The 23,190-nt window shown below is 68.8% G+C and carries 19 protein-coding genes and 1 pseudogene; 15 read left to right on the forward strand and 5 right to left on the reverse strand.

Features of this window, described 5'->3' with window-relative positions; all coding sequences use genetic code 11:
- Positions 1 to 45 precede the first annotated feature (45 nt).
- The 7 genes from ACFY7E_RS30535 (at position 46) to ACFY7E_RS30565 (ending at position 6,327) form a co-directional block, all read left to right on the forward strand.
- Complete coding sequence (locus ACFY7E_RS30535) at positions 46 to 198, forward strand: hypothetical protein (RefSeq protein WP_389490515.1); 153 nt, start codon at positions 46 to 48, stop codon at positions 196 to 198.
- A 12-nt stretch (positions 199 to 210) separates the two neighbouring features.
- The gene (tpg, locus tag ACFY7E_RS30540) at positions 211 to 768 is read left to right on the forward strand and encodes a telomere-protecting terminal protein Tpg (protein WP_389490516.1); all 558 of its coding nucleotides are present in this window, start codon (positions 211 to 213) and stop codon (positions 766 to 768) included.
- A gap of 387 nt (positions 769 to 1,155) precedes the next feature.
- Complete coding sequence (locus ACFY7E_RS30545) at positions 1,156 to 1,938, forward strand: urease subunit gamma (protein WP_389490518.1); 783 nt, start codon at positions 1,156 to 1,158, stop codon at positions 1,936 to 1,938.
- Complete coding sequence (ureC, locus tag ACFY7E_RS30550; RefSeq protein ID WP_389490520.1) at positions 1,938 to 3,929, forward strand: urease subunit alpha; 1,992 nt, start codon at positions 1,938 to 1,940, stop codon at positions 3,927 to 3,929. Before ACFY7E_RS30545 ends, ureC begins: the two co-directional genes overlap by 1 nt.
- Positions 3,930 to 4,030: 101 nt before the next feature.
- Positions 4,031 to 4,705, forward strand: a complete 675-nt coding sequence (locus ACFY7E_RS30555) for an urease accessory protein UreF (protein ID WP_389490522.1) — start codon at positions 4,031 to 4,033, stop codon at positions 4,703 to 4,705.
- A 24-nt stretch (positions 4,706 to 4,729) separates the two neighbouring features.
- Positions 4,730 to 5,425 carry an urease accessory protein UreG gene (ureG, locus tag ACFY7E_RS30560; RefSeq protein WP_389490524.1) on the forward strand — a complete coding sequence of 232 codons (696 nt, stop codon included), beginning with the start codon at positions 4,730 to 4,732 and terminating at the stop codon, positions 5,423 to 5,425.
- Between the two features lie 59 nt (positions 5,426 to 5,484).
- Positions 5,485 to 6,327: an urease accessory protein UreD gene (locus tag ACFY7E_RS30565; RefSeq protein ID WP_389490526.1), complete on the forward strand. Its 843-nt coding sequence runs from the start codon at positions 5,485 to 5,487 to the stop codon at positions 6,325 to 6,327.
- 416 nt (positions 6,328 to 6,743) lie between these two features.
- Here ACFY7E_RS30565 and ACFY7E_RS30570 read toward each other — a convergent pair whose 3' ends face one another.
- From ACFY7E_RS30570 to ACFY7E_RS30580, 3 genes are all read right to left on the reverse strand, one after another.
- Complete coding sequence (locus ACFY7E_RS30570) at positions 6,744 to 8,735, reverse strand: hypothetical protein (RefSeq protein WP_389490528.1); 1,992 nt, start codon at positions 8,733 to 8,735, stop codon at positions 6,744 to 6,746.
- Between the two features lie 256 nt (positions 8,736 to 8,991).
- Positions 8,992 to 10,182 (reverse strand): FAD-dependent monooxygenase, encoded by a 1,191-nt coding sequence (locus ACFY7E_RS30575; RefSeq protein ID WP_389490531.1) that lies wholly within the window; start codon positions 10,180 to 10,182, stop codon positions 8,992 to 8,994.
- A gap of 107 nt (positions 10,183 to 10,289) precedes the next feature.
- Positions 10,290 to 11,792 (reverse strand): MFS transporter, encoded by a 1,503-nt coding sequence (locus tag ACFY7E_RS30580; protein WP_389490533.1) that lies wholly within the window; start codon positions 11,790 to 11,792, stop codon positions 10,290 to 10,292.
- A gap of 123 nt (positions 11,793 to 11,915) precedes the next feature.
- Here ACFY7E_RS30580 and ACFY7E_RS30585 point away from each other — a divergent pair, with 123 nt between their 5' ends.
- Positions 11,916 to 12,428 carry a MarR family winged helix-turn-helix transcriptional regulator gene (locus ACFY7E_RS30585; RefSeq protein WP_389490536.1) on the forward strand — a complete coding sequence of 171 codons (513 nt, stop codon included), beginning with the start codon at positions 11,916 to 11,918 and terminating at the stop codon, positions 12,426 to 12,428.
- Positions 12,429 to 12,556: 128 nt separating this feature from the next.
- Positions 12,557 to 13,069 (forward strand): annotated as a pseudogene (locus ACFY7E_RS30590) (IS5 family transposase); the annotation flags it as partial.
- Positions 13,070 to 13,080: 11 nt separating this feature from the next.
- Here the strand turns inward: ACFY7E_RS30590 and ACFY7E_RS30595 are convergent.
- Together ACFY7E_RS30595 and ACFY7E_RS30600 are read right to left on the reverse strand one after the other, a co-directional pair.
- Positions 13,081 to 13,845 (reverse strand): transposase family protein, encoded by a 765-nt coding sequence (locus tag ACFY7E_RS30595; protein ID WP_389490538.1) that lies wholly within the window; start codon positions 13,843 to 13,845, stop codon positions 13,081 to 13,083.
- Between the two features lie 298 nt (positions 13,846 to 14,143).
- Entirely contained in the window at positions 14,144 to 14,479 is a 336-nt protein-coding gene (locus tag ACFY7E_RS30600; RefSeq protein ID WP_389490540.1) for an ArsR/SmtB family transcription factor, read from the reverse strand.
- Positions 14,480 to 14,651: 172 nt separating this feature from the next.
- Here ACFY7E_RS30600 and ACFY7E_RS30605 point away from each other — a divergent pair, with 172 nt between their 5' ends.
- The 6 genes from ACFY7E_RS30605 (at position 14,652) to ACFY7E_RS30630 (ending at position 23,172) form a co-directional block, all read left to right on the forward strand.
- The gene (locus ACFY7E_RS30605) at positions 14,652 to 15,794 is read left to right on the forward strand and encodes an FAD-dependent monooxygenase (RefSeq protein ID WP_389490542.1); all 1,143 of its coding nucleotides are present in this window, start codon (positions 14,652 to 14,654) and stop codon (positions 15,792 to 15,794) included.
- 1,423 nt (positions 15,795 to 17,217) lie between these two features.
- Positions 17,218 to 17,871 (forward strand): hypothetical protein, encoded by a 654-nt coding sequence (locus ACFY7E_RS30610; RefSeq protein ID WP_389490545.1) that lies wholly within the window; start codon positions 17,218 to 17,220, stop codon positions 17,869 to 17,871.
- Positions 17,872 to 17,952: 81 nt separating this feature from the next.
- Positions 17,953 to 19,443 carry a glutamate--cysteine ligase gene (locus ACFY7E_RS30615; RefSeq protein WP_389490547.1) on the forward strand — a complete coding sequence of 497 codons (1,491 nt, stop codon included), beginning with the start codon at positions 17,953 to 17,955 and terminating at the stop codon, positions 19,441 to 19,443.
- Positions 19,440 to 21,179, forward strand: a complete 1,740-nt coding sequence (locus tag ACFY7E_RS30620) for a flavin monoamine oxidase family protein (protein ID WP_389490549.1) — start codon at positions 19,440 to 19,442, stop codon at positions 21,177 to 21,179. The genes ACFY7E_RS30615 and ACFY7E_RS30620 overlap by 4 nt, the downstream gene beginning before the upstream one ends.
- Positions 21,180 to 21,238: 59 nt before the next feature.
- Positions 21,239 to 22,456, forward strand: coding sequence for an amidohydrolase family protein (locus tag ACFY7E_RS30625; RefSeq protein WP_389490551.1), 1,218 nt, complete (start codon positions 21,239 to 21,241; stop codon positions 22,454 to 22,456).
- A gap of 38 nt (positions 22,457 to 22,494) precedes the next feature.
- Positions 22,495 to 23,172 carry a hypothetical protein gene (locus ACFY7E_RS30630; RefSeq protein ID WP_389490553.1) on the forward strand — a complete coding sequence of 226 codons (678 nt, stop codon included), beginning with the start codon at positions 22,495 to 22,497 and terminating at the stop codon, positions 23,170 to 23,172.
- The last annotated feature ends 18 nt before the right edge of the window (positions 23,173 to 23,190 follow it).

Here is a 23,190-nt window from a genome sequence, read left to right on the forward strand (position 1 = left end):
TCGGGGTAGTTCTTCCGCTTTGCCACCTTGGATCACTTCCTCTGGATGACCAAACATCCAGCGTCCAGGTGTCGGAATTTCGGGGGTCACTCCACCCTGCGCGAGGCCCCCGACGCCGACACCCTCGCCGCACTCCGCCAGGACGCCATAGGCGCCACCAAGGCGTTCGTGGCCGCCGCCGCCCGCCACTTCGCCTGACAGGAGGACCCCGTGGGAGAGATCGAAGAAGCCCTCGACCGGGCCGGCCACCAGCACTTCACGAAGGCACCACCCAAGACGCTCAAGGGCCAGATCGGCTTCCTGATCCGCCGGCTCGGCAGCGCGAAGGCGGTCGCGGCGGAGATCGGCGTCACCACCGACTCGGTCAACCGCTACCGGCGCGACGCCCGCAAACACGCCCGCCCCGACGTCGCCGCCCGCATCCACAGCGCCGTCACCTCCCGCTGGCAGCCCCAGGTACGACGCCGCCGCCAACAACAGGCCGCCACCACCGGCGGCATCACCGTGGAGACCCGCGCCCGCTTCGGCTACACCGCACCCATCGGCACCAGCGACGACAACCGCCTGCGCCGCCTCACCGTCCACCTGCCACCCGCCTACGCCCAGCGCCTCTTCGACGCCCACAACGCCGGCGCCGACGACCAGGAACTGCGCGGCATCATCGCCGACGGGTTCAAGGACGTGTACTTCCAGGACAGCGGCACCCGCGCCATCGGCCTGTCCGACGTCCAGCTCACCGACATCGACTACCTCAACCTCGACTGCTGAAGCTTCTCCGCGAACGGTTCCTTTTGTATACCGGAAGAAACCATCACCGCAGTACAAGGCCCGGTTTTCCTACCGGTCTATGGGTTGACCCACTGGGGCGGCCGGAGCCATCCGTAGGTGACATGGTGGCCCGTCAGGTACGTAGCCACCGGCCGCTGTTTCGGCGTTCATACGCCCCCGAGTCGGGGCTCCAGGGTCACTCCTTGTCACCAACAGACTCGGCACGGAATCAATCCCCTGAGCACCGTTCACTCAATTGCATGAACGGAGGTAACGGCTCCGTTTCCATTCCTGTCGTGGTCGTTGGTCAGGGCGCGGCGTCCGCAGCGGTTCTCCTCGCGTGTCTGCGCCGCGTGTACACGTCGAAGCAGAGGAAGGAGACACCGCGTGCATCTGACCTTGCATGAGCAGGAACGGCTCATGATCCGTGTCACGGCGGATCTGGTCGAGCGACGCCTCATTGAGGATCCCACGCTCGAATTGAACTACCCGGAAGTCATGGCCTTGTTCTCGGCCTATGTCCTCGAGGCGGCCCGGCACGGCAAGAAGACGGTCGCCGAGCTCATGGACACCAATCTGAGCGATGTGGCGAAGCAGCTCCAAGACCGCTTCACCAAGCTCGGCACCACCGTCCGCTTGCCGACCTCGGCGGGCAACCCGACCCTCAAGATCATGCCGGGTGTCCGGGAGATGATCGTCGATGTGCAGGTCGAGGCGACGTTCAAGGACGGCACGAAGCTGGTGACCATCCCGAATCCGCTGGCGGCTGAGGACCCCATGACGGACTACCCGGGCAAGCCGGAGCTTCTCCCGGACGACGATCAGTACGCGGTGGTGTACAACACGGACGATCAAGGCAACCCCCTGCCGGTGGAAGACCTTTGGGTGAAGAACACCGCGGACCGTCCCATCCAGGTCGGCTCCCACTTCCACCTGGCCGACGTCAACGCGAAACTCAAGTTCTTTGTCGATCAGAAGTGCACCCAAGAGGCGAACGTGAGGGGGAAGCGGCTGCACATTCCAGCAGGTACGTCCGAGCGGCTCGATCCGAGCGACACGCGTCCGGTACGGGTGGTGCCCATCCAGGGAGCGAAGTTGGTCAAGGGCCTCCGAGCAGGCAAATCCCCAAGTGCCCCGGCTGGTTCCCCTCTTAACCCGGATGTGTCCTGATGAGCAACATCGTCGGGCAGGCCCCGAGCAGCGCAGCTTCGCCCGCCTCTCCAGCATCACTGCAGCGGAGCAAATACGCCACGTACTACGGTCCGACGGCCGGTGACCGGTTCAGGCTCGCCGACACCAACCTCATCGTCAAGATCGATCAGGACTGGTGCGGCGGTGACGGCCGCAGCGGCGACGAGATGCTCTTCGGCGGCGGCAAGGTCATTCGCGAGTCGATGGGCATGTCGCACTTCCCCAGGCGCGACCCCACGCACCAGCCGGTGGACACGGTGATCACCGGTGCGTTGATCATCGACTACTGGGGCGTGGTGAAGGCCGACGTCGGCCTGCGCAATGGCGAGATCGCGGCGATCGGCCAGGCGTACAACCCGGAAACGATGTCGCCGACGGCCCAGGATCCGGCCAACACGCGTGCCTCGAACTTCGTGGTGGGGCCAGAGACCGAGGTGATCTCCGGCAACGGACGGATCCTGACCGCCGGCGGCATCGACACCCATGTGCACTTCATCGGCCCCGGACAGATCCACGAGGCACTCGCTTCGGGAGTGACCACGCTCATCGGCGGCGGCACCGGCCCCGCGGAAGGCAGCCGGGCCACCACCATGACGCCCGGCGAATGGCACCTCCGGCGGACGTTCGAGGCACTGGACGCCTATCCGGTCAACATCGGGCTGTTCGGCAAGGGCGGCACGGTGAACGAGGACGCACTGAAGGACCAGATCCTCGCGGGCGCCATCGGCCTCAAGATTCACGAGGACTGGGGAGCCACCCCCGCAGCCATCGACAAGGCACTGGCGGTCTGCGCGACCTACGGAGGCGCCCAGGTCGCTCTGCACGCCGACTCGATGAACGAGTCCGGCTTCGTCGAAGACACCTTCAACGCCACCAAGGACCGCACCACCGGATTGCCCCGGGGCATTCACGTCTTCCACGTCGAAGGCGCCGGCGGCGGCCACGCACCGGACATCATGAAACTGGCGGGCCAGGGCTACGAAAGTGTGCTGCCCGCGTCGACCAACCCGACCCGGCCCCTGACGGTCAACACGGTCGCCGAGCACATGTACATGATGGTCATCTGCCACCACCTCAACCTCAAAGTCAAAGCGGACAGGCAATACGCCGACTCGCGCATCCGGCCCTCCACCATGGCCGCCGAGGACTGGCTGCACGACACCGGAGCCATCTCGATGATGTCCTCCGACTCGCAGGCCATGGGACGTATCGGCGAGATGATCATGCGGACCTGGCAGACCGCACACGTCATGAAGAAGCGCCGCGGGCCCCTCAAGCCGGAGCCCGGCTGCCAGGAACCGGCGGACGACCAGGACTCGGACAACTTCCGCATCCGGCGCTACATCGCCAAGTACACGATCAACCCGGCCCTCGCCCACGGCATCGACGGGCACGTCGGTTCCGTCGAGCCCGGCAAGGTGGCGGACCTGGTGCTGTGGGAGCCGAAGTTCTTCGGCGTCAAGCCGCACATGATCATCAAGGGCGGGCAGATCGCCTACGCCCAGCTCGGTGACGCCAACGCGTCGATCCCGACACCGCAGCCGTACCTGCCCCGCCCGGTGTGGGGGGCATGCGGCCGGGCCCCGGGCGGCAACTCCTTCAACTTCGTGGTGGACCATCCCCATGCCGTCGACATCAAGACGGAGTACGGGCTGACCAAGGGGGTGAAGAAGATCACCTCCACCCGCAGCACGTCCAAGAGCCACATGAAGCTCAACTCCCAGTCGCCGGACATCAAGATCGGCCCCGATGCCTTCGACGTCACCATCGGCTCGCCCCCGGGCGTACCTCCGGGCCCGCCTCCCGGCGCGGGCAGGGGCACGACCACGGATGCCATCACCGTGCTGAAGGACTACCCGGAGGACCCGGCGAACCCGGCGGACAAGCAGATGTTCGAGAAAAACTCGGTTCCGGATCCGGCCCTCTACGAGACCGAACTGCCGATGGCACAGAGGTATTTCATCTTCTGAGCCCGGCGTCGGGCCCGACGGCACATCGCCGCCGGGCCCGACGCCCCAAGGAAGCCCCACCTCTGGAATTCCGTACCTGCGAAAGGCAGGCCACCGTTCCCATGAGCCACGCCGCCCTGCTCGTCCTGGCCGACGGCCGTTTCCCCGCCGGCGGGCACGCCCACTCCGGCGGTGTGGAGGCCGCGGTCGCCTCGCACGGTGTCCACGACGCCTCAAGCCTGGAGGCGTTCTGCCGGGGCCGCCTGCACACCGCCGGGCTGACCGCGGCCGGCCTCGCCGCCGCGGCCGCCACCGGATACGACCCGATGGCGCTGGACGAGGCCGCCGACGCCCGCACCCCCGTACCCGCGCTGCGGCAGGTCGCCCGCAAGCTCGGCCGGCAGATGCTGCGTGCCGCCCGTGCTGCCTGGCCCTGCCCCGAACTCGACCAGATCGCCCACCGCCTGCCCCAAGGCGCTCACCAGCCCGTGGTCCTGGGCGCCGCCGCCCGCGCCGCCGGCCTGACCCCGCTCGATGCCGCCCAGTGCACGGCGTACGAGAGCATCGGCGGCCCGGCAACGGCGGCGGTGCGGCTGCTGAGCCTCGACCCGTTCGACGCGACCGCCCTGCTCGCCCGGCTCGCCGGCGAACTCGACGACGTCGCCGCCTCCGCCGCCGACGCGGCAGCGCGGATCGGTGCAGAAGGCATCGGGGTCCTGCCCGCTGCGTCCTCGCCGCTCCTTGACATCACCGGCGAACAGCACGCCGCCTGGCCCCAGCGGCTCTTCGCCTCCTGACCCCCACACCATTCGGAGAACGCCATGCATCTCGACCACGACACGGCCCTGCCGCACCACCACACCCCCAGCGCCGAGGCACTGCGCCCTGACGGCGGCCGCCGCGCCCTGCGCATCGGCCTGGGCGGGCCCGTCGGATCCGGCAAGACCGCCACCGTCGCCGCGCTGTGCCGCGCCCTGCGCGACCGGCTGTCCATCGCGGTCGTCACCAACGACATCTACACCCGCGAGGACGCCGAGTTCCTGCTCCGCGAAGCCGTACTGCCGCCCGAGCGCATCAGCGCCGTCGAGACCGGAGCCTGCCCGCACACCGCGATCCGCGACGACATCTCCGCCAATCTCGAAGCCGTCGAACAGCTGGAGGAGACACTGCCCCCGCTGGATCTGATCCTCATCGAGTCCGGCGGCGACAACCTCACCGCCACCTTCTCCAAAGGCCTCGTCGACCACCAGGTGTTCGTCATCGACGTCTCCAGCGGTGACGACATCCCCCGCAAGGGCGGCCCCGGCATCACCACCGCCGACCTCCTCATCGTCAATAAGACCGACCTCGCCCCGTACGTCGGCGCGGACCTGGACACCATGGCCGCCGACGCCAACAAGCAGCGCGGCGACCTTCCCGTCGTCTTCACCAGCCTGGCCTCGGACGACGGCATCCAGCCGGTCGCCGAGTGGGTCAACGGATGCCTGTCCGCGTGGCGTGCCGAGATCGCCGTATGACAGCCACCGCACCACATGCGCGCCCGTCCTCCACGGCAGAACACCCCACGCCGGCGCCGGTGGCCGAAGGAAGGGAGACGGACAGCGGGCGAGAGGCACCCGGCGTCGAGTGGGTGCACACAACGGACCCCGCACTCTCAGGGGTCCGCGCCACCGCCTTCATCAGGGCCGCCCACAACGGCTCCATCACCACCGTCCCGCGCCTGCGCAGCAGCGGACCCTTCCACCTGCACCAGACGCAGTCCCACGGGCAGTGGGCCCGGGTCAGCATGATCAGCTCCATGTGCGCCCCGCTCGGCGGAGACCGACTCGCCCTCGACGTCACTGCCGAGGAACACGCCAAGCTGGAGGTGTCCACGGCAGCCGCCACGATCGCGCTGCCCGGCGCCACCGGCGCCCTCGCCACCTACGACGTCCGTTTCACCGTCGCCGACCACGCCATGCTGACGTGGCTCCCGAAACCCCTCATCAGCGCCAGGGGCAGCACGCTTCACCAGACCTGCACCGTCGACCTCGCTCCCACAGCCGCCGCCATCCTGCGCGAAGAGCTCCTTCTCGGGCGCGTCCCCGAGCCTTCCGGCCGCCTCAGCACCCGGCTGACCGTGAATCGGGGCGGCCGCCCCCTCATCGACCAGCAGACCGACTACGGCGGAACGGCACCGGCATGGGACGGCCCCGCCGTACTGGGCGGACATCGTGCTACCGGCCAACTCCTCGTCGTGGACCCCCGCCTCACCACCGACCACCCGCCGATCCTCATCGGCGATGATCCCGAGCAAGGACACGCCGTTCTCACCCCGCTCGCCCGGCACCCCGCCTACCTGGCCACCGCCACCGCCCACACCCTCTACCACGTCGGCGAGCTCCTGGACACAGCCCTCGAACACATCCGGAACATGTAGAAGCTGAAGGGGGCACCTTCGGATGGAGCCTGGCTGCTGGCACAACTGTCGGCGTCGAATCCATCAAGCCCGGTGACAGTGACCTGTGCAGCCTCAACGGCAGGTTCGACTGCGGGGACCAATGTGGTTGGCAGGAGCCGGTGTCTTTCGCGGGCGCGCGTCTCCTGGTTCCCTCGTTGCGGCCGTCGTATCGGCTCGTCTGGCTCAGGAACCCGCTCGACATGTCGGACTGTTCCGTTGGTCCCCGGGGCCGGGTACCGGGCCGATACGTCCGGGTGGTGGCGGCGTGTTTCGCGTGCCTGTCCCCACGCGCGCGAGCGGGTGACCCGCCCCGATCCGGGAATGGGGTGGAGGGCATGATCAGGGCCCCGACCGCTCTCGCGGTCGGGGCCCTGATGTCCGCGTCCGGGGCTGGTTCAAGTGGTGCGGTAGGCGATGTGGAGGGTGTCACCGCTGCCGCCTGCCAGGGCGGGTCCGGACATGGTGGCCGAGTTCGGGACGCTCTGGTGGAAGCCGGTCCAGGCGCTGCCGTCGAAGGAGTTGAGCCAGATCGCCGAGTCCAGCCCGCGTACCGCGCAGTACAGGACCCCGTCCCGGACGGTCAGGGCGGGAGCGCTGTCGCTGGGTCCGCCGAGTTTCATGGGGGAGGCGGCCCAACTGGTGCCGTCGTGGACGGTGACGTAGATCTGGCCGTCCATGCCGGCCGCGGCGAGGTAGAGCTTGCCCTGGTGTTCGGCCAGGGCCGGGGCCTTGGCGGTCTTGAAGCCGGGGACGGCCTGGAAGGCGCCCCAGGTGCTGCCGGTGAGCCACGACATGTACACCTGGGTATCGGTGTCCCGGCCGCGGACCGCGCAGTGCAGGACCCCGCCCCGGACGGCGAGGGCCGGGGCGGCGGAGGTGGTACCCGGTAGGTGCCAGGTGCTGCCCCAGGAGGTGCCGTTGAGGGGGGCGACGTAGATCTTGCCTTCTGAGCCGCAGGTGGCGATATGGAGCTTGCCCTGGTGTTCGGCCAGGGCCGGGGCGGTGAGGGAAACGTGGTTGGGGACCTTCGTGTAGCCGCCCCAGGTTGTCCCGGTGCGCTTGCTGACCCAGGTTTCATCGCTCATGCCGCGGACGGCTACGTACGGGGCGCCGCCGGCGACGGCGAGAGCGGGTTCGGAGTCGGTGGCGCCGGTGAGGCGGGTCGTCGCCCCCCACTGGCCGCTCGCGGGGGAGAGGACCTTGATGTCGCCGGGGGCGTCGCCGGGTGGCGGGTTGCCGATCCACTTGAGCTGAAGACGGTAGCGGCCCTCGATCCCGCCGTCGAAGATCCAGCCCGTCGAGCCCGCTCCGCCGTCGGTCACCAGGTGCCGCAGGGCGGCCTGGTCGAAGACGAGGGTGCGTTCCTGCACCAGGTCGTCCTGGTTCTTGAACCATTCGATGAACTTGGCGATGAGGTAGGCGATGCCGGCCACCAGCGTCGTGTAGTCCAGCATGTCGCCGTACTGGGGGATCACGATGCCGATGTTGGTCATGAGGTCGACGAAGGCCATCAGCTCCTGGCTGACGGCGACCAGCTTCTCCCGGAGCTCTTCCCTCCACCCGTCGCCGCCGTCGTCCTGCTCCCAGCAGGAGATGTTGCACACCAGGGCGGTGTCGACGCGGCCGTTGTACAGCGTGGTGGGAAGCAGCACGCCGAAGTCGTGCCACTCGTTCTTGTCGACGTTGGTGAACACCTTGGACAGGCGCTCCTGCTTTTCGCCGAAGGCGCCGGCGGAGGACAGGCCCCAGTAGATCTCGTCGGAGAAGCCGCCGTCGTTGGACTCGCGGTCGCAGTGGAAGGAGTACAGGTCCACCCGGGCGAGGAACGAGGCCAAGGCGCCCGGATCCGCCGGCGGCGGCGCGGAGGACGTCACCACCGTGGCGCCGTACCCGTAGGCAGCCTGACCGGCGTTGAACTCCTCGGTGTCAAACGTGTCCCACTCCCCCGGAAGGGGGCTGTTCAGGTCCACGGTGCTCACGTTCGGCTGCGCGAGGACCTCCTCGCGCAGCGCGGGCAGGTCCTTGAGGAGATCGTCCGCCGTGTACCCCTCGGCAACACCGCGCCCGGTGAGCGTGCCGGGCAGGACCGAGGTGGTGACGCCGGCGGCGTTCTCCTGGCGGTACAGGCACCCGAACGCGTGGACCTCCTCCTCGTCCAGCAGCAGCCGCAGCGGCCGCACCAGCGTCTCCTCCAGGTCCGTTAGCTCCAGCCCCGCCTCCAGCCGTGAGGCCGCGTGCAACATCACCCCGTACAACAGGCCCGCCCCCTGCGGCGCCTGTGTACGCCGCGCGGCCCGCGCTCCCACCGGCTGCCCGCGCAACTGCTCGCGCAGCCGCTCCAGCCGCTCCGCCTGCGTGGTCCCGAACTCGATCGACTGCACGAACAACCCCCAAGGGTTCGACGAACACGGCCAGGAACAACTGCCAGCCGCGCTCAACGATCATTCCGGCCCCGTCACCTTGGGCGACAGGACGTTTACGGACAGTTATTCGGCAATGGATGACGGATCATGCCTTTCTCACGAACGACGACCGTTTATGAGAACCGGACGGTGCGGTTGGACGCGACAATGCGGTGCGGATGTGGCGACCTGAGTGCTGAGAGCGGCCGTTTGCGCTGGCCCCAGGAGAGTGCCGTGATCGCTAGAGGCCGTATGGAGGCAGCGTGAACGTGGCGGCAGGCGGTACGAGGAGGCGGTTGAGGGTTTTGGCGATGCGGGGCCGGGAGGCGGCGCGCAGGAGGGTGTTGAGGGCGTGGATGCCGGCCCGGGTGCGGGGTGAGGCGATGCGGGGCACGCCGGGTGGGAGGTGCTGGGCGCGGGTGACGTAGGGGCGGAGGATGTGCTCGTGGCGGGCGAACGCGTTCCTGTGATGCGCGTGGTGGGCGAGTTCGCCCGCCAGGACGTAGGCGCCGGTGAGGGCGAGGCTGGTGCCCATCCCGCTGAGGGGTGAGGCGCAGTACGCGGCGTCGCCGATGACGGCGACGCGTCCCCGGGACCACAAGGGCATGCGGACCTGGGTGACGGAGTCGAGGAAGAAGTCGTCGGCGGTGTCCATGGCGGTGAGGATGCGCGGGATCTCCCAGCCCGCGCCGGTGAACAGGCGGCGCAGGAGCTTCTTCTGGGCGTCCGGTGCCAGGCGTTCGTCTCCGCGGAGCGCGGAGAGGTAGGAAAGGGAGGCGCGGGTGGTGCCTCGGTTGTCGGGGCGCAGGGTCGCCGTGCGTCCTTGGGTGGCGTTGTGCCAGCGGGCCCAGGTGTCGTCCGAGGGCTGGCGGGGGATGGTGAAGTACGCGGTCGTCAGGCCCACGGGGCGGATGTCGGTGGTGTCGCCGAAGATCAGGTCGCGGGTGTGGGAGCGTGCACCGTCGGCGGCGACGACGAGGTCGAATGTACGGTCCGGCCCGTTGCGGAAGGTGACGTCGACCTTCTTCCCCGTGTCGGACAGCTGTGTGATCTCGTCCCCGAACAGGTACTCGGCGTGCGGGTGGGTGGCCTCGTAGAGGATGCGTGACAGGTCGGCGCGCAGGATCTCCAGGTCGGCGATCGGGCCCTGACCGCCGAAGGCGCCGCTGGCGAAGGCGGCTTTGGCGCGGTTCGCCGCGTCGACGAAGCGGATGCCTTCTTCGCGGGTGGCGTGGGCCCGGAGGGTGCGTTCCAGGCCCATCTTGCGGGCGACGTCCCGTCCGGCACCGCGCAGGTCCACGGTCTGTCCGCCTTCCCATGGGGAGGGAGCCCGCTCGACGAGGGTGGCCTGCATTCCGTGCCGTCCGAGCCAGTGGGCCAGGGCCGGACCGGCGATGCCGGCTCCCGCGATCAGCACGTTCCGGTGTGTCATGACGCTCCCTTCTGTCTTCCTCGTCTTCTCCCGCCTCGGGCTGCGGCCCCGGTGCGGTCCGTTCGGGGCGGCCGGGGCTGCTTGTTGTGCACGGCCCCGGCCGGGGCTCAGATGGTGAGGTGCTGCTTGGTGCCGGAGTCGTCGGCAGTCGTCTCGGGGGTGATGCCGTGCTGTTCGTCTTCGGGGCGGCCCTTCTTGGGAAGCAGGAAGGTGATCGCGAAGAAGACCACCAGCAGGCACGCCTGCACGATCAGCGCGCGGTGGAAGCCGCCGGTGAAGTCACCTGTCTTGGCCTGGGTGAAGAACACCGAGCCGAAGACCGCGACGCCGATGGAGCCGCCGACCGCCTGGACCGCCGACAGGACACCGGAGGCGGATCCGATCTCGTCGTCGTCGACCGCGGCCAGGATGAAGCTGAACAGGGCGGCGATCACCATGCCGGCGCCGATGCCCGCCGCCGTCGCGCCGGGGACGATGTCCCAGATCGAGAACGAGGCGGAGTCGAGGCCGTCGAGCTCGAACCACAACACGGCCGCGCCGGCCAGCTGGACCAGCGGTCCGATCTGGAGCACCTTGCGGCCGATCTTGTCGGCGAGGAACGCGCCGCTGATGGCGCCGCCGATCGCGGTTCCCACCGCGAGGGGCAGGTTGCCCAGCCCTGCGTCGCCGGCGGTGAAGTGCTGGCCGATCTGGAGGAACAGGGTCAGCACGAGCTGGGTGCCGACGAGCCCGCCGAAGAACAGGGCGATGCCGCCGAGGCCGACGGTGAAGGCCGGCTTGCGCAGCAGACCGGGGGTCACCAGCGGCTCGCGGCCCGCGGCGGCCGCGCGGCGCTGCTGGAGGGCGAAGGAGGCGAAACCGATCGCCGAGGCGGCCACGGACAGCCACGTCCACAGCGGCCAGCCGTTCTCCTGTCCCTGGTTCAGCGGCAGCACCAACAGGGCGCAGGACACCACGACCAGGACGGCACCGGTCATATCGACCCGTACGGTGCGGTCGCCCGCCTTCTTGGGCATGAACCTCGCGGCGACGATCAGTGCCGCGATGCCGATGGGCAGGTTGATCAGGAACACCGACCGCCAGCCCAGGCCGAAGAAGTCGCCCTCGATGAGGAAGCCGCCCAGGACCGGGCCGATGATACCGCCCAGGCCGAGGACGGGGCCGAAGATTGCAAAGACCTTGGTGAGTTCGGGGCCGGAGAAGTTCTCCCGCAGCAGGCCCAGGCCCTGGGGCAGCAGCATCGCTCCGGCTGTGCCCTGCAGCAGACGGAAGGCGATCAGCAACTCGATGTTCGGCGCGACCGCGCACAGCAGAGAGGTCGCGGTGAAGGCCACGAGCCCGATCAGGAACATTTGACGCCGGCCATAGCGGTCGCCGAGCCGGCCGCCGAGCACCAGCCCGGCGCCCAGGGTGAGGGCGTAGCCGCCGATCACCCACTGCAGTCCGACCGAACCGGCGCCGAGGGATCTCTCCAGGTCCGGTCCGGCGACATTGACGATCGAGGCGTCCAGGAGGTCCATGACCTCCGCGGCGATCATCACCGTCAGGATCAGCCACCGCCACCGGTAGGGCTCGGTCGTGGCCTCGGGGGTGGGGGACGGGTCACGCATTCCAGATACCTCCACGATGAAATAATTCCATCATGAAGGTAAAGTGGTGGCGGTAGGTTGTCAAAGCGGAGTGGCCGTGCGGACCGCGTGACAGGAGAGAAGGGCGAGGGCGTGGAGGAAGCAATGCGCGACGGTGTCGCGGAGCAGCGTGAGCGGCTGATGGAGGCGCTGAGGATCTACGGCGGCCACTACGCCGAGCTCAGTCGACGCTTCGCCGCCTGGCTGGGCCTGCACTCCACGGACGCGACCGCGGTCCTGGAGATCGCCGCCGCCGAGGAGCGCGGCACCCCCCTGTCACCGGCACGGCTGAGCGAGCGGATCTCCCTGTCCACCGGCGCCACCACCGCGCTGCTGAACCGCCTCGAAGCGGCCGGGCACATCACGCGGGCCCGCGAGCACTCCGACCGACGCATCGTCACACTGCGCAGCGGCGGGCACATCCAGGAGAGGGCGGACGAGTTCTTCGGCCCGCTCGCCCACCGCCTCGACGCCGCGATGTCGCACTACCCGCCCCGGTTCCTGGAACAGGTCGAAGCGTTCATGGCCGACCTGAACACCACCATGGACGGCCACCTCGCGGACCAGGATGCGGTGACACCGCGTTCCCTTCGAGGCCCTGCTGAAGGAACTTCCTGATCGGCTTACTGCGCCCCGCCCGGCCAGCTCTCCTTACCCTGCCCTGCCATAAGAGGCCATCTGATCTAGGTAGTTGGTGTTTTGGGATGTTCTTGTGACTGCAAGTCGTACTGCTCGTTGTCCGGGACGTGACACCTCGACGTGCGTATCGCAGTGATGTATCCGACGCTCGCTGGGCTCTGATCGAGCCTGTGTTCGTCGCCTGGCGGGCCACCCGCTCGGGGCCCGGGACGGCGGCGCGTGTGCACGACCTGAGAGAGATCGTGAACGCGATCCTCTACGTCAACCGCACCGGCATCCCGTGGGAGTACCTGCCGCACGACTTCCCGCCGCTCAAGACCGTCTACGACTACTACGCTAAGTGGGAGGCGAACGGAACCACCGAGCAGATCCACGATCTGCTGCGCGACAGGACCCGCCGGGCAAACGCCCGGACCGTCGAGCCGTCCGCGGCCATGGTGGACGCGCAGAGCATGAAGACCTCGAGCAATGTCGCCGAGGTCAGTCAGGGCATCGACGCCGGCAAGAAGATCAAAGGACGCAAGCGGCACCTGATCGCCGACCACCTCGGTCTGGTTTTGACCGTCCTGGTAACCGCCGCCTCGGTCCACGACTCCGCCGGTGGCAAACAGGCACTGAGCCTTTTCCAACCTCAGTTTGAGCATGTCAGGTGCAGCGTGAGGACGGCCTGGACGAGGCTGGTGATACGGCTGGTAGAGCATCCGAGTTTGCGCATGAGCCGCCAGGTTTTGAGGGTGGCCATGGCCTGTTCGACGAGTGCACGGATCTTCGCGTGTGAGCAGTTGACGGCCCGCTGACCAGGGGAGAGAGCCTCCCGGCGCCTCCAGTAGGGAACTCGCACGGTGCCGCCGGCGCCCCGGTAGCCCTTGTCGGCCCAGCATTCCACTCCGGCCCCCGCCAGGGCACCGATGATGCCGTGAGTTCGCGCGGCCTTGATGTCGTGGAGAGATCCGGGCAGCGCAGGCGAGGCCCACAGCAACCGTCCCGCCGGGTCCGTGATCACCTGCACGTTCATGCCGTGCTTCTTGTGTTTCCCGGAGTAGAAGGGTCGGTCGGCGGCGATCCGGTCGATCGGCAGCAACATACCGTCCAGGATCACGAACGCCTTACCGGAGGCTGCCCTCACCGCCTCGGTGAGGGCTGGAGCCAGAGCGGCCAGGACGTCGACGGCCTCGGCGATGTAACGGTAGGCGGTGGTGGTGCGCACGCCGAATCCGGCTGCGGGCTGGGCGTAGGTATGGCCACATCGTAGATGAGCCAGCACGAGCAGCGCCTGCCGTCCGGCGGCCAGTCGGCGCCATCGTGTCCCCTGCGCAAGACGACGTGCGGTCAGCTCATGAGCGGGGAAGCGCAGAGCGGAGGTGGACAGATCGCCCCCGGCTGGGTAGACGAGCATGCGGAAGCTCCTGGCAGGATGGCTTGGATTCGACACGCACCCGTCTACCAGGAGCTTCTCCACGCCCGGACCCCGCCCTCACCCCCAGTGGCCCCGAACCGCACGCAGGTTGAGGAAACCTCAGTGGGTGGTGGCGTGAGGGAACGCGTGCGGAAGTGTGTCAGTGCCGATCACGAGCGCGGGACGGCGATCGAAGCGACACCGATCCCCTTCGTGCCCGGCTACCTGCGAGCCGGGCACGAGCTGGGCTCGGTCGAACTTGCGGCTCAGGGCCGAATCGGACGCCCCTCAGTTGTGTTCAGCGAGGAGCGGCATCGGCCGGGGGCCCTGCTCCCAGGAGCGCGAGGAGCCCGGGGAATCTCTTCTCGATGTCCGCGCGTCGTAGTCGGACGCCCTTTCGGTTGCCGTAGTCGATCTCGTCAATGAGACCTGCCTCGCGCAGGACCCGGAAGTGGTGGGTCTGGGTCTGCTTCGAGATCGGAAGATCGAACGAGTTGCAGCCCCGCTCGCTGTCGCTGCGGTCGGTGGCCAACTCCGTCATCACCGAACGACGGTGCTCGTCGGCGAGGGCACGGAACACCGCACCCAGATCGAGGGCGTCGGCCTCCGGGCCGTCCAGGTTCCTCCCGGCCATGCGGCACCTCCTTCAGGTACGACTTGCATCGTACCTGAAGGGCGTGCTTCCCTGAGGTACGAAATTATTCGTACCTTGTTCCGGTTGCACCGCCCCGTGCCGCCGCGCCCCCCCAGACCCGGCCCGGCACTCGCCGGGGACCTGGTCATCGACACTCCGAGAGGTCATCGCCATGAAGAAGCCCGAGGTGCTGATAGTCGGTGCCGGAATCGCAGGGCCCGCACTCGCGTACTGGCTCTCCCAGAATGGATACCGGCCAACGGTCGTCGAACACGCCCGGCAGCTGCGCTCCGGTGGCAGCGCGATCGCCGTGAAGGGGCCCGCGATCCCGGTCGCCGAGCGCATGGGCATCCTCCCGCAGCTCCGCGAACTCGCCACCCGCAATCGGTCGCTGACCCTGCTCGACCCCGACGGCAGGCGAATCCTGCAACTCCCGCTCACCTCGGACAAGACGCCGACGGTCGAGGTGACCCGAGCCGACCTGTCCGAGGTGCTCCACCGGTCGGCGCAGACCGAGGCCGAGTTCTTGTTCGACGACACGGTCACCGCTCTCGACCAGGATGAAGGCGGGGTGGACGTCACCTTCCGGCGGTCCGCGCCACGGCGCTTCGACTTGGTCGTCGGTGCCGACGGGATGCACTCCACCGTACGGCGCCTGGTATTCGGGCCCGAGCGGCAGTTCGCCAGCGACCTGGGCCTGTACGGCGCGACCGTCCCGCTGGAACCCGACGCCGTCGAGGACCCGACCGAGATGACGATGCTGACCGTGCCGAACCGGATGCTGGTCGTCCATCCCTCGCGGACCACACCGCTCGCGATCTTCACCTTCCGGGCCGCACGGCCGACGCCCCACGACCGCAAGAACATCACCCTTCACAAGCAGACCGTGGCCGACGCCTACGCCGACGTGCGGTGGCGGGCACCGGAACTCGTGGCAGCCTTCCTCGACCACCCGGCTCCGTTCTTCGACCCCTTGACCACCGTCAGAGTGCCCTCGTGGTCCCGCGGACGGGTCGTACTGCTCGGGGACGCGGCGGCAGCGACGGCCCTGCTGGGTGACGGGTCCAGCATGGCGATGGCGGGCGCGTACGCCCTCGCAGAAGAGCTCGCCGCCCACCCCGGTGATCACGACCGCGCCTTCGCCGCCTACGAGTCGCGGCTCCGTCGTGAGGTAGGCCCGCGGCAGCGACGCGTCGGTCTGCTCTCCAGGCTCATGGTGCCCCGCACCCGGCCGGGCCTCGCGATGCGCAACGCGGTGGGCCGCGCGGTCGGTCGCACGAACCTGATCACCTCTCACGAAGCCGCGAACCGGTAGACCGGGTCCGCACCGACCGGCCACCGGTCGATACGCAGCTCCGCGACAGCTCTCAGCCCGGTCGGCGCCGCCACGTCCGACGAGCCCGGCTCGCAGTGGCAGGTCACCGCCGATGCGGCAGGTCGGCTGCTGTGGGCCTCACCCACCGTTCCCAGCGCTCGCTCGCCACGACATGGAGACTGCCGGCGACTACACCCCCGCGACGCGGAGGTGAAGTGCTGGGCGGACAAGGCGTGTCAAAGCGGCGACAGCATCACCCCGGAGCCCTTCCGCAGCCTGCATCTCAAGCTGCAGCAATGTCGGCATAACAGCACCCACGCCAGGATCAGCTGCCTCGGCGAGCAAGCCATGGCCGCCCTGAAGGGCTGGTGCCTCCCCCGGGAGCTCCGCCGCAGCACCAACCGAGTCAGCGCCACTGTGAAGACCTCCCCGCCCTTCGTCACGCCTCAACCTGAGGTTGGAAAAGGCTCAGTGGGGGTCCTGCCGGGCGCGTGCAGATATGACGAACCCCGTCAGCATTCCGGGCGGACGGAACGATCAGGAGGAGGTGTGTGCCCGGTTCTTCCTGGGGCAGCCGGGACCCCTGCTCCACGGTGTCCTGGATCGGTTGGCCCGGGCCGGTCTCGGTTGGTGAACCGCGGCGTCGTCGGAGTACCGACCGCGTAGGACGCGCTGCGACGAGCCGGCTGACGTAGGGGCCGCGCACCATCGGGTGATCGCCGCGTATGAGCGAGCGGTCGGCGGATGCCGCGGTGAAACCCGCGGCCGATTCCTTCAGTGCGGCTCCCGCCCCCTGCGGCCATGGCCTCGCGGTCCACACCTCCGTCTCTCCCGCGGACTGCCGAGCGCCTGTGAAGCGGCGTGAGCGCACCACACCGCCTGCGGCGCGAAGCCCGGTGGTGTCGAGAATTCCTGCCCGGGCACTGTGGGGAAGGCGAACGGCCGCAGACGGAGGCGAGAAAACTCGATTCCATAAATCGTCCTGAAAGCATCGTCCCCAAAGAATGTGCGGTGCTCCTGGCGTGTCATTCGTCACAAATCACCCTCAGGGGCGATGACAAGGGATGGAGGAGTTAAATGCGGTACTGATGTTGCTTGTGTGAAATTCACGCAGAAGGTTATCAGGACATCCATTGATCGCCTCTCGCGCTGGAGTCCGAAGGGTTGAAGGGGGAGGTTCGTGCAGCTCAAACGGACTGTCTGGTCGATCGTCACGAGATCCGGCGGCCATGGTGGGGATCCGGCCCATGGTGGACCAAACTGATCCGCTTGCCAGATCGGCTTTTTGAGGAAACTCTGGATCGTGCGGATGGAGCTAATCCGAAGTCGCGTCGAGAACGCGGCCCCGCCAGCCGGATCCGCCTGCGGGCTTCGGTGTGCCGTTCCCATCTCTCGGCACCCCCTCACTTCAAAAGGATTTCTCTTGCCTTCCACTGAATTCATCGAAAAAGTCGGTGTGAACATTCCCGAGCATCTCAGTGCCAACGAGTTCCTGTCTCTGGCCCGGGAAGGGATGATCGAGGAAGAACACCTGCGGAGTTTCGCTCTGGCGGAGTTCCAATCGCAGGAGGCGGAGTTCACCGCCTATGGCCTTCTGACCTCTCGGTTCCCGCACGAGGTGCCCGGCGGATTCTTCTCCTTCGTCACTCGCGAGCTGATGCGGGCGCGCCAGCGCATGGTGAGCGAACTCGCGCCTGCCCTCGGCATGCCGGTCGACCGGATGCGCCGGGAGCCCCGGTCCGAGGCGGTCAGGCGGTTCACCGAGTTGATCTCGTGGGTCGCCCTGCACGCGGGAGCGGGTGAGGCAGCCCTCCTGGCGCGCACCGACTTCACCCTGTGGTGCAACTCCTGCGCGGTGCTCGCCGACGTCCTCGCCGAGGCGGAACAGGTGCCGCAGGCCGTGGTGGCGTACGTCGACGCCTACCGCGACAACCCGCCGGAAGTCGCGGACGGCGTACTGGAGGTCATCCAGTACGGCAGGGAACACCACGAACCCGACGCCTGGATCACCCGCAGCGCGGTGCGGATGGAGCCCGCACTGCGCGACTGGTGGCGTGCGGTCGCCACGGCCGGCTGAGCTCCACCGGCACCGCGGCGGGTTTCGGACAACGGGTATGAGGCCGTGCAGAGGAGTGGAATGGGACGCGGAGTCAGTCGAGTGGCGTTCACGGAGCGGGACCACGCGCTTTTCCGGTCACGCCTGACGGAGTGCCTTTCCACGCTGGGGAAGGTGCTCACGGATCCCGATTTCGGGACGGTGGCGCCCACGCTGGGAGCGGAGCTCGAGTTCTCCCTCATCGAACCGGACGGCCGTCCGGCTCCGCTGAACGCGGCCGTCCGTGAGGATTCCAGGGACGACCGGCTCACCCTGGAGGTCGCTCGCTTCAACCTGGAGGCGAACCTGACACCGGTCCCCGCGCGAGGGCGCCCCTTCACCGACCTGGCCGCGCAGGCGTCGCAGGTCCTGGCCAACGTCACCGCTGCGGCCTCGCGCCACCACACGGTCGCCGCGATCCCGATCGGAACCCTGCCGACGCTCACACCAGCCGATCTGACCGCACGGGCCCTGACCGACCTGCCCCGCTACCACGCGCTGGAGCGGGCCTGGGCCTGCCGGCGCTCGGTGCCCTTCGTCCTACCGGTGGGCGAAAGGGACCTGGTCAGGGCGGAGTCCGTGGCGGCCCAGGGAGCGGCGTGCTCCTGGCAGGTACACCTGACGGTCGCTCCGGACCTCTTCCACCGCGCTTTCAACGCCGCCCAGCTCGCCACCGGACCGGCTCTGGCGGTCGCGGGGAACTCGCCTCTGCCGCTGGGACGGTCCGGATGGCAGGAGGCCCGCATCCCGCTGTACGAGCACGGCTTCGGAGACCGCGTTGCACCCGGCGCCGGCACCCGGGGCCCCCGGGTCGGATTCGGCCACGGATGGATGCGGGGCGGTCCCCTCACGGCGTTCGAGGAAGCGGTGCGCCGCTACGACGTCCTACTGCCCGAGGTTTCCTCCGAGGGCCGCAACGCGCCCGGTAAGTGGCCGGCGCTGGAGGAACTCCGGCTGCACCTGAGCACGGTCTGGTGGTGGAACCGGCCGGTGTACGACCCGATCGGCCACCTGCGGATCGAGTTCCGGGCGCTGCCCTCCGGGCCGACGCCGCTGGACATGGCCGCGAACGCCGCCTTCTTGACCGGTCTGTCCGTCTTCCTGACGGCCGACAGGCGCGACATCGCGGAGGAACTCCCTTTTGCCCACGCGAAGGAGAATTTCTACCGTGCCGCGCGTGACGGCTTGCGCGCCTCTCTGTGGTGGCCCACGCCCGAAGGCGCGCCACGGGAGCACGAAGCCGCCGCACTGGTCGAAGCACTGTTGCCACGGGCCCGGGAGGGACTGGCCCTGCTGTCGGTGGACGCCGACGAGACCGATGCCTTGCTGGACCTGCTGCACCACCGGGTCGCGACGGGCCGTACGGGGGCGTGGTGGCAGCAGCGGGCACGCGAAGCATTGCGGCGGCCAAGACCACCGGACGCCGGGCGGCCCGAACGGCGTGATCCTGGCGGACTGGCAGAGCTGACGGTCCGTTATGCGGAACTCGCCGCGGGAGCCGCCCCCGTACACACCTGGCAACTGCCCGCCCTCCCATCCCGGAGCCAGCGATGACCCCGAATACCCCCCCACGCGCCACCGACCTCCAGATCGACTTTCCCTTCGACTACGCCGCGCACGTCGGCAACGGCCGACGCATGGGACGGCTCCCCGAGCAGTACCTCGGAGCGCGGGTCGCCGTCGTCGGGGCCGGCGGCAGCGGGCTGGCCGCCGCCTACGAACTGTTGCGGGCCGGCTGCCACCCCGTCCTGTACGAGGCCGAGCAGAGCACGGACGGGCCGGGCGGCCGGCGCCTGGGGGGACGCATGTACAGCCGCCGTCTCCGTGAGGAGGACAGCGCCGTCGTGGAACTGGGCTGCATGCGTTTTCCCGACTCGGCCGCCCTGCTGCGCCAGTATGCCCGGACCTTCGACGTCCGTCTGGAGCCGTTCCGCGACAACTACGCCGCCCCCGTCACGCCGCTGACCGTGCTGGACGTGGACGGCGTCCAGTACCCGGTGGGGAAGATCCAGGACCTGTACGACCGGCACGACGGCTTCCGCGAGGCGCACGCGCGCTGGCAGCGCGCCCTCGCCCGGATCGGTCTCCCGCAGATCCTGCGGGACCTGGCCGCGCGTGACCTGGTCGCGGCGCGACGCCGATGGAACCAACTGCTGGGCCAGTTCGAGTCCTGGTCCTTCTACCGCTTCCTGCGCGAACCGGACGGTGCGGGTCTGACCCACGACCAGGCACGGCTGCTGGGTACCGCAGGGGTGGGGCCCGCCGTCTGGGACTCCTTCTTCGAGATCAGTGTGATCGAGATCCTGCGACTGCTGCTGTGCACCGAGGGCAGCGACACCCTGTACGCGCCCGACGGCATCAGCCGGCTCGCTGAAGGCTTCTGGACCCGTCCCGTCGTCGACTCCCGCGGACGGACGCGCAGTCTGGAGGCGGTGAACGAAGGGACGCCGCGACCCGCCGTACGCCTTCTGGAGGTCGAACCGGACGCGGCGCGTGGTGTGGTCGTGCACGACACGGACGGACGGGAGGAACGGTTCGCGGCGGCGGTGTTCACCCCACAGCTGCGCCTCCTGGAGACCGGGGTCGAGGTGCGCTCCACAGATCCGCGTGTCCCCGTCTTCGGTCCCCGGTTGTGGAGGGCCATACGCCGCCTCTCCTACTGGCAGTCCGCCAAGACCGCACTCGTGGTCGAGCACCCGTTCTGGGAGGCGACGACCATGGACGGAGCCACCCTCACCGATCGGTTGCCGCGCGCCGCCTACACCATGGACTACGGGCCCGCCCGCGGCCCCGGGGGCCGCCGGGGCGTGCTCGACCTCAGCTTCAGCTGGGCCCAGGACGCCCTTAAGGTCGCCCCCTCCGACCTGGAGGAGAGGGTCGCCCTCTTCGTCCGCGACCTCGCGGACATCCATCCCTCGGTGGCGGACGAACTGCGCGCCCAAGTCCGCACGGGTGAGGCGGTGACGGTGTCGTGGGAGAACGAGAAGAACTTCCGAGGTCTGTGCCGCTGGTCCTGCCCGGGTGACTACCCCTACCAGCGGGACCTCTTCGCCCACTTCCTCAAGGACTTCACCGGTTCCCCGGCCGTACCGGGCGAACCGCCGAACGCCCTCTACCTGGCCGGCGACGACACCTCCTGGTCACCCGGCTGGCTCGACCACGCCCTCGCCTCCGGTCTCAATGCCGCCTGGGGGGTGCTGCGTCAGTTCGGCGCCCGCCCCGAGACCGGCAACCCGGGCCCCGGTGACGTCTGGAGTAACCCTCGCTACACCCCGCTCGCCGCCGTCTGAAGGACGCGGAAGCCCCTCCACACTCGCCCTTGCCGCGCTCGTTGTTCCGGAGGCCATCCGTGCCCGCACCCGACCACCGAGAGATCCTGTTGCGACCCGACCGCGTGTGGGACGGGGTCGCGGACGCCCCCGTCGACGGGCTGACCGTCCTCGTGCGCGGCGGTCGCGTCGCGTCCGTCGCACACGACCTCGTCCCGGGTCCGGAGGCGGACGTGCTCGACATGCCCGGCTGCACGCTGCTGCCCGGATTCATCGACTGCCACGTCCACCTCCTCGACGAGGGAGCGGAGACCGGACCCGCCGCGTACCAGACCCTCACCGCCGTGCCCGTCCTTCGCACGTTGCTGCACAACGGGTTCACCACCGTCCGGGACCTCGGCGGTGCCCACCTCCCCCTCAACGTGTCGCTGCGCGACGCGGTCGAGGACGGCCTGATCGAGGGACCGCGCATCCTCGCAGCGCCCAACATCCTGTCCCCGCAAGGCGGTCACGGAGACAAGAAGCCCGACCTCGCCCAGCGGTACGGCCACCAGATCGGCACCCTCGCAGAAGGCGTCGAGGGACTGCGCCGCGCGGTACGCGAGCAGGCCCGCTCGGGAGCGGACTGGATCAAGTTCGCGGGCGGCGGCGGATTCTCCTCACCGGTGGACAGCCCCACCAGCACCTCCTACTCGCGCGTCGAGGTCCACACCATCGTCGCCGCCGCCGACGACCTCGGCCTGCCCTGCGCGGCGCACGTCTTCACCGACCGCGCCGTCATGCGCGCCGTCACCGCGGGAGTGCGCAGCGTGGAGCACGGCTGTTTCGCCACCGCACCCACCTACCGGGCCATGGAAGAAGCCGGCACGTTCCTGGTGCCCACCCAGTACGTGCAGACCTACTTCCTCGACCGGCTCGACGACGACGCCTTCTGGGACGGTTCCATGGTCTTCGCACGCAAGAACTACCGCGAACACGCCGCGGCGCTGCGCGAAGGACTCCTGCGGCCCGCCCGGACCGATGTGAAGACGGCGTTCGGGACCGACGCCGGCATGTTCCCCCACGCCGATAACTGGCGGGAGTTTCCCACCCTGATGGACCACGGCTACACCGCTCTGCGTGCCCTGCGGGCAGCCACGAGCACCGCGGCCGACCTCCTCGGCCGACCCGATCTGGGCACCGTCGCCCCCGGGGCCACCGCCGACCTCATCGCCCTCCAGGGCGACCCCTTCCAGGACATCACCGCCACCGGACGCGTACGGCACGTGATCCAACGGGGCCGTCCGGTACGCCGGTGATCGGCCGCTTCCCTCCGGAGCGAGCCTTTCATCTCTACATGCCCGCCCATGAGAAGGAGAGCGCTATGAAGCCCGAGCAGCTTGTCGAGGCGATGAAGCCGGATGTCGAACGGTTCGTCAGCGGCAATAGGATCGTCGAACTGGCACGCTCCGGGCAGATCGGTCCCGAGCACTTCAGGAGGATCCTGCTGGCCGAGTACCAGTGTCAGGAGGCCGAGCTGTCCACCTACGCGCTCCTGGTGGCCCGGCACCGCCACGAGGTACCCGCCACCATGTTCTCCTTCATTCAGCACACCATCGCCACCGCACGCGGACTCCTGCGCGAAGCAGCACCGTCCGTCGACATCCCCGGCCCCGACATCCCGTCGGTCCCGGTCGACCAAGGGCTCTTCCGCGTGGTGCGCGACCTGACCTGGATGGGCACCCAGGCCGGCCCCGCCGAAGCCGCCCTCTACCTCCACACGGACCTGTCGACCTGGTGCACGCTCTTCTCCCGCATCATCGAGGCCTCGCGTGAAATGCCTGACGTCCCGGTCCCCGTGCTCACGTACATGGAGTCGTGGGGTGACAGGCCGCCCCCGGAGGTCGCCGAAGGAACACTGGAGGTCCTCGAGTACGGTCTGGCCCAAGGCGAGGAACCCGCCCGCGTCCTGCACACCGCCCGGCAGCTCGGAACACTCCTCGACCCGTACTGGAGCTACGTCGCGGGTGGTTGAAGAGCAGCCGCCCTTACC

The organism is Streptomyces sp. NPDC012825 (assembly GCF_042900925.1).
Lineage (GTDB): Bacteria > Actinomycetota > Actinomycetes > Streptomycetales > Streptomycetaceae > Streptomyces.

Bases quoted from the DNA above. Each gene is read 5' to 3' on its own strand.
- ACFY7E_RS30535 (WP_389490515.1), top strand. From the start codon at position 46: ATGACCAAACATCCAGCGTCCAGGTGTCGGAATTTCGGGGGTCACTCC.
- ureC (WP_389490520.1), top strand. From the start codon at position 1,938: ATGAGCAACATCGTCGGGCAGGCCCCGAGCAGCGCAGCTTCGCCCGCC.
- ACFY7E_RS30555 (WP_389490522.1), top strand. From the start codon at position 4,031: ATGAGCCACGCCGCCCTGCTCGTCCTGGCCGACGGCCGTTTCCCCGCC.
- ureG (WP_389490524.1), top strand. From the start codon at position 4,730: ATGCATCTCGACCACGACACGGCCCTGCCGCACCACCACACCCCCAGC.
- ACFY7E_RS30575 (WP_389490531.1), bottom strand. From the start codon at position 10,182: ATGACACACCGGAACGTGCTGATCGCGGGAGCCGGCATCGCCGGTCCG.
- ACFY7E_RS30580 (WP_389490533.1), bottom strand. From the start codon at position 11,792: ATGCGTGACCCGTCCCCCACCCCCGAGGCCACGACCGAGCCCTACCGG.
- ACFY7E_RS30585 (WP_389490536.1), top strand. From the start codon at position 11,916: ATGCGCGACGGTGTCGCGGAGCAGCGTGAGCGGCTGATGGAGGCGCTG.
- ACFY7E_RS30595 (WP_389490538.1), bottom strand. From the start codon at position 13,845: ATGCTCGTCTACCCAGCCGGGGGCGATCTGTCCACCTCCGCTCTGCGC.
- ACFY7E_RS30600 (WP_389490540.1), bottom strand. From the start codon at position 14,479: ATGGCCGGGAGGAACCTGGACGGCCCGGAGGCCGACGCCCTCGATCTG.
- ACFY7E_RS30605 (WP_389490542.1), top strand. From the start codon at position 14,652: ATGAAGAAGCCCGAGGTGCTGATAGTCGGTGCCGGAATCGCAGGGCCC.
- ACFY7E_RS30620 (WP_389490549.1), top strand. From the start codon at position 19,440: ATGACCCCGAATACCCCCCCACGCGCCACCGACCTCCAGATCGACTTT.
- ACFY7E_RS30630 (WP_389490553.1), top strand. From the start codon at position 22,495: ATGCCCGCCCATGAGAAGGAGAGCGCTATGAAGCCCGAGCAGCTTGTC.